This window comes from Mucilaginibacter pineti (assembly GCF_900101875.1).
In the GTDB taxonomy this organism is placed as follows: domain Bacteria; phylum Bacteroidota; class Bacteroidia; order Sphingobacteriales; family Sphingobacteriaceae; genus Mucilaginibacter; species Mucilaginibacter pineti.
Genome location: NZ_FNAI01000015.1, coordinates 1 through 13,491 on the forward strand (window position 1 = coordinate 1; position 13,491 = coordinate 13,491).

Annotated in this window: 12 protein-coding genes and 1 tRNA gene; 6 read left to right on the plus strand and 7 right to left on the minus strand. The window is 45.1% G+C overall.

The features are described 5' to 3' along the window. Positions 1–882: 882 nt before the first annotated feature. Both BLS59_RS24650 and BLS59_RS31820 read left to right on the plus strand, forming a co-directional pair. Positions 883–2,031 carry an MFS transporter gene (locus BLS59_RS24650; protein WP_091153928.1) on the plus strand — a complete coding sequence of 383 codons (1,149 nt, stop codon included), beginning with the start codon at positions 883–885 and terminating at the stop codon, positions 2,029–2,031. Positions 2,032–2,432: 401 nt separating this feature from the next. Next, the gene (locus tag BLS59_RS31820; protein WP_162842768.1) at positions 2,433–2,591 is read left to right on the plus strand and encodes a hypothetical protein; all 159 of its coding nucleotides are present in this window, start codon (positions 2,433–2,435) and stop codon (positions 2,589–2,591) included. 177 nt (positions 2,592–2,768) lie between these two features. Here BLS59_RS31820 and BLS59_RS24660 read toward each other — a convergent pair whose 3' ends face one another. The 4 genes from BLS59_RS24660 to BLS59_RS24675 all read right to left on the minus strand — a co-directional run bounded on the left by BLS59_RS24660 (position 2,769) and on the right by BLS59_RS24675 (position 6,258). Beyond that, positions 2,769–3,083, minus strand: a complete 315-nt coding sequence (locus BLS59_RS24660) for a putative quinol monooxygenase (RefSeq protein WP_091153936.1) — start codon at positions 3,081–3,083, stop codon at positions 2,769–2,771. 49 nt (positions 3,084–3,132) lie between these two features. Next, entirely contained in the window at positions 3,133–3,879 is a 747-nt protein-coding gene (locus BLS59_RS24665; protein ID WP_091153939.1) for an SDR family NAD(P)-dependent oxidoreductase, read from the minus strand. Between the two features lie 73 nt (positions 3,880–3,952). Beyond that, on the minus strand, positions 3,953–4,870 hold the full coding sequence (locus BLS59_RS24670) for an NAD-dependent epimerase/dehydratase family protein (RefSeq protein WP_091153943.1): 918 nt from the start codon (positions 4,868–4,870) through the stop codon (positions 3,953–3,955). 203 nt (positions 4,871–5,073) lie between these two features. After that, entirely contained in the window at positions 5,074–6,258 is a 1,185-nt protein-coding gene (locus BLS59_RS24675; RefSeq protein ID WP_240315331.1) for an FAD-dependent oxidoreductase, read from the minus strand. A 91-nt stretch (positions 6,259–6,349) separates the two neighbouring features. On the opposite strand from BLS59_RS24675, the gene BLS59_RS24680 reads away from it, so the two are divergent. Both BLS59_RS24680 and BLS59_RS31825 read left to right on the plus strand, forming a co-directional pair. Continuing rightward, positions 6,350–7,318 carry a helix-turn-helix transcriptional regulator gene (locus tag BLS59_RS24680; RefSeq protein ID WP_091153946.1) on the plus strand — a complete coding sequence of 323 codons (969 nt, stop codon included), beginning with the start codon at positions 6,350–6,352 and terminating at the stop codon, positions 7,316–7,318. Between the two features lie 138 nt (positions 7,319–7,456). After that, positions 7,457–7,526, plus strand: a tRNA-Cys gene (locus BLS59_RS31825). 219 nt (positions 7,527–7,745) lie between these two features. Here the strand turns inward: BLS59_RS31825 and BLS59_RS24690 are convergent. The 3 genes from BLS59_RS24690 to BLS59_RS24700 form a co-directional block, all read right to left on the minus strand. Next, on the minus strand, positions 7,746–8,444 hold the full coding sequence (locus BLS59_RS24690; protein ID WP_240315332.1) for a YoaK family protein: 699 nt from the start codon (positions 8,442–8,444) through the stop codon (positions 7,746–7,748). Between the two features lie 92 nt (positions 8,445–8,536). Beyond that, positions 8,537–9,022 (minus strand): pyridoxamine 5'-phosphate oxidase family protein, encoded by a 486-nt coding sequence (locus tag BLS59_RS24695; RefSeq protein WP_091153958.1) that lies wholly within the window; start codon positions 9,020–9,022, stop codon positions 8,537–8,539. A gap of 11 nt (positions 9,023–9,033) precedes the next feature. Continuing rightward, the gene (locus BLS59_RS24700) at positions 9,034–10,797 is read right to left on the minus strand and encodes a hypothetical protein (protein ID WP_091153961.1); all 1,764 of its coding nucleotides are present in this window, start codon (positions 10,795–10,797) and stop codon (positions 9,034–9,036) included. A 120-nt stretch (positions 10,798–10,917) separates the two neighbouring features. Here BLS59_RS24700 and BLS59_RS24705 point away from each other — a divergent pair, with 120 nt between their 5' ends. Both BLS59_RS24705 and ccoS read left to right on the plus strand, forming a co-directional pair. Next, positions 10,918–13,308 carry a heavy metal translocating P-type ATPase gene (locus BLS59_RS24705; protein WP_091153964.1) on the plus strand — a complete coding sequence of 797 codons (2,391 nt, stop codon included), beginning with the start codon at positions 10,918–10,920 and terminating at the stop codon, positions 13,306–13,308. Then, positions 13,305–13,466 (plus strand): cbb3-type cytochrome oxidase assembly protein CcoS, encoded by a 162-nt coding sequence (gene ccoS / locus BLS59_RS24710; RefSeq protein WP_091153966.1) that lies wholly within the window; start codon positions 13,305–13,307, stop codon positions 13,464–13,466. Before BLS59_RS24705 ends, ccoS begins: the two co-directional genes overlap by 4 nt. Positions 13,467–13,491: the final 25 nt, after the last annotated feature.

Genomic DNA, 13,491 nt, shown 5'->3' on the forward strand with positions numbered 1-13,491 from the left:
TGGGAAGGCATTCCTAAGAATAATACGTTTGACATATCCATAAAGACGAACGACACAGGAAAATACTTTAAACTATTTTGAAATAGTTCGAGAGACGCTGTTGCTTTTGATTATCCTAATAAACACACTGTTGAATATATAATTTAAATATCCTGTTGCTCGTGAGCGGTGGGTTCTTTTAGCCTGATATTGCGGCGCAAGGCAGACCGCAAAATTATTTCCCGATTGACTGCAGTAGGTATCCTGCGTGTTATTCCTCAAAATAAGAAAGAGAATAGATCTAAAAAATTATTTTTCTGACAGCATAGGCGTTTTCACCATGTAAGTTTCACTATATAAATTATCAATAAAGAATTTAGTCAGCGATTTGCGGCTCATTTGGAATGGTTTAGGTGTATGGTCATATGTAATTATTACCGTTCCCATAGTTGCTTTTTCAGTCAGTCCGACGGGCCTGGAGATGGTCGTAGTTCGTTCCCGATGCTTGAATTAACTTTTCCTGCGCATTATGGTCAGCAAAAATAACTTTGAAATTCGTTAAGTTAACCAGCAGCTTAACATACCATGGCGCGTATTTCCACGAGCTGCCGACACCCACCGAGGATAAGATTCCATTGGTTATGCTTTTTTCCAAGATACGTGGTGCATTTATTTTTCTGAAAGAAATGGCCCCTCCCCCTGGTCAATGGGCTTAACAGAATTAGTACGACATCACAGCCTTTCATCGCAAACGGACATCACTTAGCTTTGTTGACGAAACGTCCGCCATTGTACTAACCTTTAAATCATTAAATCCGTCCAATTAAAAAAGTACCAATCCACTTTTTTCTTAATTCAATTTGAAGTAGTTTTGAATAAATGTAGGACGAATAATGAACAAAGTTGGCACAAAATCCTAAAAAGTATCGGTTAGCGAACAGCGTATTTTTCTTCATATCAGGATTTGGTTATTCTTCATGGGCTTCGCGGATTCCAACCGTTAAACAACAACTCCACCTGAGTGACGCTCAACTTGGTGTCTTATTATTTGCATTGCCTGTAGGACTGATGATTACCATGCCCTTTACCGGCAGGTTGTTAAACAAATTCAGCAGCAGATATATTATGCTCATAGGCGCTATCTGCTACGCCATCGTATTATGCTTACCCGGACTTACAGCCTTCTCATGGCAATTGGCAATAATCTTGTTATTTTTTGGCGCTTCCAGAAATTTACTAAATCTTTCTTCGAATGCGCAGGCATTAGGTGTTCAGCGCCTCTATAACAGATCGATCATGACCACGTTTCATGCTGTATGGAGCGTGGCAGGGTTCACGGGCGCTGCAGTCGGTTATTTGATGGTTTATTTTAACGTGGTTCCCGTAGCTCACTTGTTGGGCGCAGCTATTTTTTTATTGACTTTGACCGCATGGTTTTATCCTTCGACATTGCAAGACGAACCTGCAAAAGATAAAAAGCCGTTTTTCGTTTTGCCTGACAAAGTACTATTGAAGTTTTCACTCATATGTTTTGTATCAATGGCCTGCGAGAATACAATGTACGACTGGAGCGGGCTTTATTTTCAGAGCCAACTTCACGCCACAAAATCGGTGGCAACAGCTGCTTTTGTTGTCTTTATGGCGGCAGTAACGACTGGCAGGTTATTTGGCGATTACTTTGTCCTCAAGGTAGGTATAAAACGCATCCTCTTCGTAAGCGGAGTATTTATTTGCATCGGATTCCTATCTTGTTTCTTTATGCAAAACATTTACCTATCGTTTTTTAGTTACTTTTTAATTGGTATCGGCGTTTCGTGCGTTGTTCCATTAGTATTCAGTCTGGCAGGTAAGTCAAAATCGCTAAGCGGCGGTTCAGCCTTAGCCTCTATTTCAACTATCGGTTACTTAGGTTTTTTGATGGTTCCCCCGTTGATTGGATTTATCTCACAATCGACGAGCATGAAGTGGGCTTTCCTGGTAATGGCCTGTTTGGGAACAGGCATGATCTATTTAGTTTCATTGATTGAGCAAGAAGAACAGGAATCAGCTTAGGTTATAAAAGTAACATGCTCTGGTCCGGCATTGATTGCTTATCTAATGGAAGTATATGTAAGACAATTTTGACGGTAACATCTGAAGAAATATACAAACCAGATGGTGGTTTGCTGAGCTGATAAGCAGCCTATTTTTGTTAAACGAAGTAGCTGTTTGATTTCATATGATAGAGCACCTTGAATTTTGGGTGTTAAACTCCTGTCGGCAACTCGAAACGTACTCAAGAGACTTTCCAGTAAAACTAATATATTGGCAAATCCATCTGCGCCCTCATGCAAGCCTAAACTATACGCCGGATTAGGCTCATGGCATGTCTGGTGAAATCAAAAAGCGGTGGAAGGGATACCCACGACCAAAAAAGGGAAAGGAGGAAAATCACGTTACCAACATTTAAGATTGTGCTGGCAAAAAGAAAAAAAGAAGCAAAAAAAGAAACAATAAGAGGTAAGCTTCCAGCTATTAAGAAAATAAAAAACGTACCTTGTAAAGTAAAATCAGGACTAATGAAATATCGGTGTAAACTGATTCCAGTATTACTACTCAAAAACGACAAGTAAAACCAGGACGAGACACACACCGACCACGAGCTGCCCCTGGCCGCAAATAATAAACAACGAATTTATGCTAATGGCCTTGCGACCAAACATATCCATCAAAATCTGGCTGTTTGTCCACAAGGCGACAATTAAAATGTATTGAAATCCGACAAGTGATAAACGTTTCTACCTCATAACTCAATTTGTGGCTACAGTATGTACAGCAACATGTAACGGTGGCTCAGCAAGAAGTGCCATTACTTCATCATGGCCTTCCTGAACAGCTCGGTTTTCCTGGTGGCGAAGAACCGCATCTTCATTTTTAAATGTTTCGAAGAACCATAATGTATCCGGATCGGCATCGTCTTTAAATATTAGCCATCGGTCTATAGCCTCCGACATCGCAAACAATTTAGTTGTTAAGGTTAACAAGGCAGAACCCTTGCCTGGATTAGCTTTCATTTTAATTACAGAACCAGGCTGACTATCAAAGACTTTATTCAAATTATCCATACAGAATTCATTTTATACACATTAATTACTTTCGCTCTAAAGGCAAGATTTACATGAATAGCCCACCCGAAGCATTGATGCGATCACCGGCAATCCAGCCCGTTGCGTCAGAAGCGAGAAGCACAACTATCTTAGCTATATCTTCTACTTTTCCCAGTCGCCCGAGCGGTGTCATTTCAATAATATGTTTTTCCATTTCGTCTTCACCAGCCTGCACCCCCTCTGTTTCCATAACTCCGGGAGCTAAGGTATTTATTCTAATGTTGCGGCTGGACAACTCTTTTGTCAAACCTTTGGTCAACACATCAAGAGCGGCTTTGGTAGCGCTGTAAAGGCAAGTCTCCGCTTCTGGATTTTCACTTGCGCCGGAACTGATATTTATAATATTGCCACCGGCTTCCGAAAAGAAAATCATAGCTTGTTGAGTTGTGAAAATGGGCCCAAGCACATTTGTATTAAAATGCCTTTGAAATTGCTCTTCCGTAATGTCCTGAATTGGATTGAATTCATAAATTCCGGCATTATTTACCACGATGTCAACCTTGCCAAAAATATTTACCGTCTCTTCAAAAAGCTTTTTTACTTCTGCTGCTACAGTTACATTCGCTTTAATAGCGACCGCTTCTCCGCCATCACTTTTTATGTCCGCGACTACCTGTTCAGCACGTTCTTTGCTGCCAGCATAGTTTACAACTACCTTTACGCCCTCCATTGTAAGACCTTTGGCAATACCAGCACCGATATTTCGGGAAGCTCCGGTAACAATTGCTACTTTACCATTTAATTTTAAATCCATTTTTGTTCTGTTAAACAGGTTTTTAGTTTATCTCTGTCTGTATTAAATACTTTAAATTTTCACGAACCCTTAATTAAGCCTCTGTTTCAATCCATTCACTTAACGATTTGCCTTTCGGCTGCCAATTTAGTTCAGCTCTCGCCCGTATCGACCTGACTCTGCTATTTGAACCGAAAAGAAAAGCATAAATAAAACCGCATTGTTCGGTTGCCTGTTCTACTGACCATGATCTTGGCCCTTCCAGGTTAAATCTTTTAGCTATAGCCTCAGCAGTATCCGCAAACGAAGTTTCGCCATTTTCAACGAAAAGAAAACTTCCTGCTACGGCTTTTTCCAATGCAAGAATATAGAGATCAACAAGGTCATCAATATGTACATTCGACCATATGTTCTCACCTTTCCCAATATAATTAGCAGATTCAATTTTGATAGCTTCTCTGATCAGCCAGGGCACTTGTATGCTTTCTCTTTTTATGCCATTACCCCAACCGTATATATTGGTGTTGCATAGCACAACGGAGCGTATTCCACGCTTTCCCGCATCACGTACAAGCTGATCGATCGCAGCGCGGTTACCCCCGGGGCCTCCGTTTTCGTCTTCGTCAGCCGGCGGTTCCGGCGTTAATTTACTGCTGTCATCGTATATTACCTTTGATCGATACTCACCCTTGGCATCATCGGCATATAAGCCAGTACCACTGGTATGCAATAAGGGCTTATCCGATCCTGCCAGACCTTCAATTAATGCCTTAATCGCCCCACGATGATCGCTATCGGCAGTGTTGATTACGCCGTCTGATGATCGGGCTTCCTGAGTTAGAAGATCTGAATCATCAAGGCTTCCAAGTACCGGGGTTATACCCCTTGCTGCCAGCAGGCCAGCCTTTTCCTGCTCGCGTACCAGTCCCCGGACTTCAATTCCATTTTCAATTAATTTTGCTGCAATGGCTCCGCCTATGTAGCCGGAAACGCCTGTCATAAATATTTTCATAAGTTATTTATTTGCCTTTTTATAGATTTATTACTTTTATACTGTTTATCTTTTATGTTTGCTTGGGTTAGCCATTCGTCAAAAGTGACTTGAACATGTGCAGGTTTAGGGTGGCAGCTTTTACATAAAAATATTTTGTACCAATGACGGAATTGACAATGCCCGTTCCCTGTGAACCGGTGGCTTCAATCACCAATATTGTCTTATTTTGAATGATCATCATTTTGAGCCAGGCCAATTATTTTCAGTAGACTTTCTTTTCCTTCGCTTGAGTGCATAGCATCAGTGTTATCGAGTGTGATTTTGCCCATTTCAGAAAACCGTACAAACATCTGTTTTTCATAATTAGCTATTGCAGATCTTAAACTGGTAAAGCGATTGTCGGACAGGCTTTCGCTCAATTGCAAGGCATCAAGCATTGCCATATTCACGCCTTCCCCGGCATAGGGAGGCATAAGATGTGCTGCATCGCCTATAATAGTGATATTGGGCTGGGCATCCCATGTTTGATCCAGGGGCATACAGTATAGTGGCCTGGGTATAAACATTACGCCTTCAGTTGCAAATAATTCGTGCCAATCGCTATTCCAGCCAGCAAATTCATCTTTGAACCAATTTAGCACCTGTGCGTTATCATTAAAATCAATACCGCTCGTGACGCTCCAGTTTTCATCTTTATGATACCCAATATAAAAGTCGAGGCTTCCATCGCCTTTTTCGCTTAGACTAATTGTTTTTGAAGCGCCAAGCGCCATTACCTTACCGCCTTTTAATAACTCGTGAAGGGTTGGCGCATTTTTTTCTGAAAACGGAATATTGCCAATCAGTACCGTAACTCCGGTGTAAAATGGTTTGATCGGGGTAACATATTTTCGAATTTTAGAATTAGCCCCATCTGCACCAATAACAATATCTGCAATAGCAGTGCTGCCATTTTGAAATGTTATTTTCCAACTTTGATCAACGCTTTCGAGAGAAATTATATGACTGTTCCAAACAACAGTATCTGGCTTCAAGGAATCCAGTAAAATATCTCTTAAGGGCCCCCGGTCAATTTCGGGCCTGAAGTGTTCATGCCCAAAATCGACACTATCTATTTCAGCATGCTGATCATAGATTATATTTAAATCCTCATCCAGCACACGCAGCTTGTCGTTATCCGGCCGGTAGTTTGCCTTGAAAGCATCCATTAAAGCTGCTTCATCCAACGCCTTTAATCCTGTCTCAGCATGAAGGTCAAGAGTTGCTCCTTGTACGCGCACCTCCCGATTAAAATCCCTTTCATAGACTTTTACATTCGCTCCTTTAAGTTGTAACAGTCGCGCAAGTGTCAGACCTCCCGGACCGCCGCCTATAATCGCTATATTTTTATTTTTTAGTAACATCATCGATGTATTTTAAGTAGCCATTGTTTATAGTACAAAATTGTGGTTACTTTTGAAATAAAAATAGCCTATATCAATATTAAAATAGTCGCAAATGAAATTATCACTTACTGACGATGGCTCGGGTATCATGCTTAAATTTGCTCAAGCCTTGGGAGCTACTGTCCAAGGCAGGTTCGTGTATATTCCAGAAAACATTGGCGGCGGGTATATGACAGGTATTTCCTGGGGTCAGGACTTGCGCATGATGATCCGTAATTATTATTTAAAAGAAGACGTTCTTATTGAAAGGACTAACGAACTTGCTAATTTTAAAGACGATGTTATTTTCCTGTTAAGCGGTGTTTTTCCTTCGCCTGTGCATCCAGAAAAGCAGATGTCCATGGAACAGCCTAATGTTCAAATTTGCGCACACGCTTTTTCTTCTGTTATGACAATGCCTTCACATACTATTTTCGGAAGCGTGACAATGGCAGTTTCTAAGCAGCATCTTCGTCAGCTCTTTGGTAAAATAGGTCACCCGATAGTTCAAACCGTTTTAGAGGCTAAGGATAATTTTCTGTTCGAAACAGATGTGTCGCCTGAGATAATCAAAACAGCTTCCGAAATGTTACACCAACCTGTTCCTGAAAGCCTTGAAAGTCATTATTTCAAAATAAAATGCGAGGAATTGTTGTGTTACATTTTTGCCTTGTTGTTGCAGAGGGATGCTGTACCGGCAAGTAGCATACATATCAATGATATTAAAGCAATTTATGGTATTAAATTGTTCTTACAATCCCACTTTGATACTCCCCTTAATATTGCAACTTTAGCTAAAAACGCCCATATGAGTGAGCCTAAACTCCGCAAAATATTTAGACAAACCTTTGGTAAAGGTGTCTTTGAATATTATCAAAGTTCACGCATGCAGGAGGCAGCCAGATTACTTATAGAAAAACGGCTGACTGTTTCGGATGTCGGCTACCAATTAGGATTTACAAACCTTAGTCATTTTTCACGGGTTTTTGAACAGTATTTTGGAATGAAACCCAAAAAGTTTTCGGTTAGCAGGATGCTTTAGACAAATTTACTAATGAACACTTGCTTGAACGATAAGATCAATCGTATCTGTTAGTCTGTCAAATATTTCCATTAATAGAAGTTGATGTGCCTCCACAGAACACGCAGCAATACATACACAGCAAGCTTTACACTTCGTGGATTGGCCGAGTGGTTAGGTGATGGTCTGCAAAACCTTTTTAAGGCGGTTCGAATCCGCCCTCGCACCTCGAAACAACTAACGATAAAAAAGATCAACCTGATATTAGTATTCCTGTTATGCAGCACTGCGCTTTGGGCACAGGAAAATCCGCTGACCATTGAGAACTATTACAAGCTCAAATGGGGACATACCGATAAGTTCATCGCCCTCTGGTAAAAGAACCATTATCCGCTGCTTAAAAAATCGCATGAAAAGGCGATGTACTGAGCATTAAAAAGCCAAATGTTTATTTTTTTTCTCCAATTTTATTTTGCCAATGGTGGTAAAAACGCTTCAACCGGATCCTTAACACATCGTAGACCAGCGTGTAAACCAGGATGGCTACCGGTACCAGGAAAGCATAAAACCCTTTGGCATGGAACAGGTACGCGCCGCCAACGGCGCCGCACATAAAGAAAAAGATGATGGCCAGGCGCAGCTTGATACGGGATAGCAGCAAGGGCCGTTCTTCGGTTTTTTGCTGCAGCGCCTGGGCCAGTTCGATACCCAGGTCGGTAAAGGTGCCCGTTAAATGCGTGGTCCGTACGACCGAACCGGAAACCAGTGAAACCAGCGCGTTTTGTAAACCCATCGCAAAGAGCAGGCTGCCGGCGAACAGTTCTTTGTCCACCAGGCTGCCATTGTAACGGTGGCCCAGCAGCGCGACGGTTAGTAAAATAACCGTCTCGATCAGGATCGGGATGACATAAGAATACTGCTGGTTGCGGCCGATACGGGAAACGATCAGGCTGGAAACAAAAGCGCCGGCTAAAAATAAAAACATCCATAACGCTACCACCCGGGCAGTGGCCCAGTCCTGGAAAGCGATCCGTTCAGCGAACAGGGCCGCGTGGCCGGTAACGTTGGTCGTTAACACGGCAAATCCTAAAAAGCCCGCCGCGTTGACAAATCCGGCCGTAATGCCCAGCAGTGAAGCCAGTTTCACATTATGCGCGTAGGTTCGTTTGGTTCCTTGGTGCCTTAACATATTCTTTATCTCCAAAGATAACCAAATGCCCTGCCTTTTTTCGCTTTAACTTAATGTTCCTGTCCGGAGGCAGGTGTTAAATCCCGGTGCTCGAACTTGCCTGTTTTTTGATGAAGTTTCAGCCGGTAAAGCACCAGGTCCTTGGTGGTGCCGATCTCACTGGCCAGGTCGGCGATGCCATGTGAAGGATGTGCATCTTCCTTCCCGGACAGGAACGGTTCGATCCGGTCGATGAGCTTTTGCATCACCCGCTGCTGTTCATCCATATCTTTGATTTCTTCAAAAGTACCCCAGCAGATCACGGATTGCCAGTTAAAAAAATCACGGATATCATCCACTTCAAAGCAGACCTCCGGGTTTTTGCGCATCAGGCTGATCTTTAAGCCATCTGAAGAATGCGCGTAAATAAAAGGGGTTTCGTACACGTAATGAACAGGAACGACATAAGTGATCCCATCTGCATGGCAGCCGATGCGGCCCAGTAATTTTGTTTGTAAAAGTTCTTCGAGCTTTTTATCGTTTAGTGTCCCTAACATGGTTCTGTTCCTTATATCAACGTATTGTTCAGTTTCGTTTCCGCCAGCGCCAGGTCATAAATACCGAACTGGGGCAGGGGCCATTCGTTCCAGAGCTGTTTATAATAGCTTATCCCTGACAGCAGTTGTTCTTTAAACTTAGTCAGCTGCTTTTGCTTCTTCTCCGTCAGGTCCTTTAAATGCGCCTGCAGATCTTTTTGCAGGTAATCGATATAGAGCTCCAGTTCTTTGATAAATACGTGCGGGCGTTTGATCTGATCCAGTAAGTTAACCTGGCCGTAGATATGTTTGACCATTTCCTCCAGGCTGTAGATCCTGCTGAAATAGGCCAGGTTGGGTCCGGGGCAGATGGCTACCGCGTTATTTTCCCGGGGCCTTTCGATCCCGTATTTCAGATAAGTGGAGGAACACAAGCCTTCACACAGGCAGATCTTTTCGGTAATTACGTTAAATTGCTGCTGATAGTCGGCCGCCGGCAATTCAATTGCCTGCAATTGCTGTATTTTCAGATGCTGGTATTCCCTTGAGGCCGTGCAAATGGGCTGCTCGGTAAATTCCGTATTGGTACATAGATACTTTTTCGTACAAGGGCTGCCCGGCCTGCCTTTTTCCAGCCGCGCCAGGCGCTGTTCTTCTATCGAACTGTTTTTAAAGTTATTGAACAGGATCCCCAAAGGCGAGGCGCCGCTCAGGTAAAAATCGGTTTCCGCCGCGCCTGCCAACTGTAGGAGCGTGGCTTCGTCCACGTTGGTCGCTTCGGGAACTAAAAGAAAGGGGCTGCCCCAGCCGGTCGCGTCCAGCGCATAATGGTCCAGCAGGAACGCATTTTCGGCAGCCGTCCCGATACCGCCCTGTACGCTTAAACGTTGCGGATGATGATGGGCTGTTATCCCCTTTTGTAACAGGGCAGGGGCATAAAGCCCGAACAGCTCCGCGGCCATTTCTTCCCTTTTCTGTTTAAATTCTTCCAGTATGGGCCCCAGCAGGTAACCCTCGGTAGCGAAAGCGTGGCCGCCGCAGTTCAGGCCCGATTCCACGCGGAACTCGGACACCCATAGACCCTTTTTTGCCAGGAACTTCGCCTGGATAAAAGCGGAACGGAAGTCGCTGACTTTGAGAATGATCTTTTTTTGCAGTGCGCCCGCCTCATCCGGCAGGAAATCCCCGAAGGCTTCCAGGTAACTATATAGCCTGGGATTCATGCCCGCGGACAACGTTACCGAAGAATGCAGCTTGCTGTTTGCAAAACCGCGTAAAGCGGCCAGCGCATCCGTGTTTTCATCACCGAGATAGCTCCCATCCGCCGAAAAATTCATTTTATCCACCTTGGCCATGATGTTGACATCGATCGCACCGGGCCGCATCAGTTCCCTTAACAAATTTTGAAAGATATCTTTCCGTTGACCCTGGGGGTATTCCAGCATCAGGTCATAGCCCTGCCGCAGCTGGGAAGTTTCGGGCAGGAGCTCAAAATACCTGCAAATATCGTTGCCGGGCGTAAAGGCCTGTAGTTTCAGTTCCCGGAACTGCTTTTCCACCAGCTCATGAATTAAGTTGAGATAGGCGGTGATCCGCTTCGCCCGGGCATCCGGCGCGGTTTTGGGGATCAGGGTATACCGGAGTTGGTTTTCGGCCGAATGATAGGCCCGCATCCTTTCCGTCAGTTCATCATCAACAATGGAGATCACGGAAGAAATACCGTAACGCGCGACTTTTAGCGGGGTATCGATAGAATACCCCAACCCTAACACGGGGATATGGAATGTATGGCTCATGCCGTCAAAATTAGGCAGCAGCCCCCGGCTAAAAACTGATGCAGGTCACATTTTTTTAAGTCATTCATCATTCTTTACCTGTGGCTAAACCCGCAGTTTTGGAACCATAAATAGCTGGCTATGAAGGAGACCTTAACGCTAAAAGAAATAACTTGTTACCACTGTGGGGACGAAGTTCCCGATGCCGGGATCAGGGCCGATGAAAAAGACTTTTGCTGCCAGGGCTGCAAAGGGGTCTACCAGGTATTACGCGACAACCAGCTTTGTAGCTATTATAGTTATAACGACCACCCCGGCGCGAACCGGGAACAACAAAATAAACGCTTTGATTACCTGGGCGAACCATCGATTGTCAGTCAGCTGATCGACTATACTGATGAGCAGCAAACGATCGTTACCTTTTACCTGCCGCATATTCACTGCAGCTCTTGTCTCTGGCTGCTCGAACAATTGAACAGGATCAACCCCGCTATCTATTATTGCCGGGTCGATTTCCTGAAAAAGCAGATCAATATCAAGTTCGATCAGTGCCAGCTCAGCCTGCAGGGACTGGTAGAGCTGCTGGATGACATTGGCTATGAGCCGCTGATCAGCTTGCAGGATATCATCAAAAAACAAAACGCGGTTCCGCGTGATAACCTGGTGCTGAAAATAGCCGTGGCCGGTTTTTGCTTTGGCAACGTCATGCTGCTCAGTTTTCCAGAATACTTCGGCTTGTCCATAGCCGATCAATCCTTCCGGCATTTTTTTGGCTGGCTCAATATTTTGTTTTCGTTGCCGATCGTATTTTATAGCGGGCGGGGCTATTTTGTGTCCGCCTGGAACAACCTGCGCAATAAAGTATTGCATATCGATTTTCCCCTGGCCCTGGGTATCGCGGTATTGTTTATCCGTACCGTCGCGGAGATCCTCACCCATAGCGGGGCGGGATTTGCAGACACCCTCTGCGGCCTGGTATTTTTCCTGCTGATCGGCAAACTGGTCCAGCAAAAAACCTATCACCATATTTCCTTTGAGCGCGATTACCGTTCTTTTTTCCCGGTAGCCGTGCAAGTGATCACAGATGGAAAAGAACGGCCGGTTCCGCTGTCGGAGCTGGAAACCGGGCACCGGATCGTGATCCGTAACCAGGAGATCATCCCGGCCGACGCCATCCTCTTAAAAGGAGAGGCGCTGATCGATTTTAGTTTTGTCACCGGGGAATCCGTACCGGTCAGCAAAACCTTAGGGGAGATCATTTATGCCGGCGGGCGCCAGACCGGCCAGGCCATAGAAATGGAAGTGATCAAACCGGTTTCCCAGAGTTATCTTACCCAGCTTTGGAACAATGAAGCCTTTACCCAGCCGAAAGGAAACCGGATACCTTCGTTCAATGAAAAAGTAAGCAAATATTTTACCATCGTGTTGCTGGCCATCGCGTTTTCGGCCTTTTTCTTTTGGCTGCAAACCGATAGCAGCAGGGCCCTTGCCGCTTTTACTTCCGTATTGATCGTGGCCTGTCCCTGTGCGCTCGCTTTAAGCACGCCCTTCACCCTGTCCGCGGCCCTGAGTATCTTTGACCGTAACCGGTTCTATTTAAAAAACACCGCTGTTGTAGAACAGCTGGCGGGCATAGATACCATCGTCCTGGATAAAACGGGAACGATCACGACCGGCGATCCTACCAGCCTGACCCTGCAGGCGGAGCTGACCGGGGAGCAAAAGCAACTGGTTTATAGCGTTTGCATGAATTCCGGGCACCCGCTCAGCCGGATGATCTGCCGTTATCTCGGTCATGAAGACGGCCTGGAGGTAGCGGATTATACCGAGATCCTGGGTAAGGGGATACTGGCCGGTATCCGGCAGCACCAGGTCCGCATCGGGAATGAACAATTTGTATTGGGCTGTCGCGGGGCGCAGGTGAATACCACGCAGGTACACCTGATGGTCGACGACAACTACCTGGGTTATTTTTCCTTTATACATTATTACCGAAAGGGACTGGAAAAGATCGCGGAACTCCAGACAGATTACCAGCTTCATTTAGTTTCCGGCGACGGAGATCACGAACTACCCGAACTCCTGCCTTTTTTCCGTTATGCAGAACAATTGCACTTCAACCAGTCGCCGCAGCAAAAGTTGGATTATATCCGCCTGCTGCAACTCCAGGGCAATAAAGTCATGATGATCGGCGACGGGCTGAACGATTCGGGGGCCTTAAAGCAAAGCGACCTGGGCATCGCCGTAACGGAAAATATCAATAATTTTTCGCCGGGAAGCGATGCCATCCTGGATGGCCGCTCCTTTGAGCAGCTGCCGTCCTTCCTGAAATTTGCGAAAGATACGGTAAAGGTCATTCAGCTATCGTTCGGCATATCGCTGGTCTATAACCTGGTCGGCCTCAGCTTTGCCATTACCGGGAAGTTATCACCGCTCACGGCGGCGATATTAATGCCGGTCAGCACCGTAACCATCATTTCCTTTACCAGTATCGCCACACGCGTGGCGGCCAAATTCAGAAAGCTGCTATGACGATCCTGTATTTCCTGATCGGCTGCAGTATCCTGCTCGCATTGATCTTTTTAGCTGGCTTTTTCTGGGCCCAGAAAAGCGGGCAGCACGATGACCTGTATACCCCGGCCATGCGGATCCTGCTGGAGGATAAGGAAGAACCGCCGCCTGAAAAATGATACCGATCATTATTTTAATTAATCC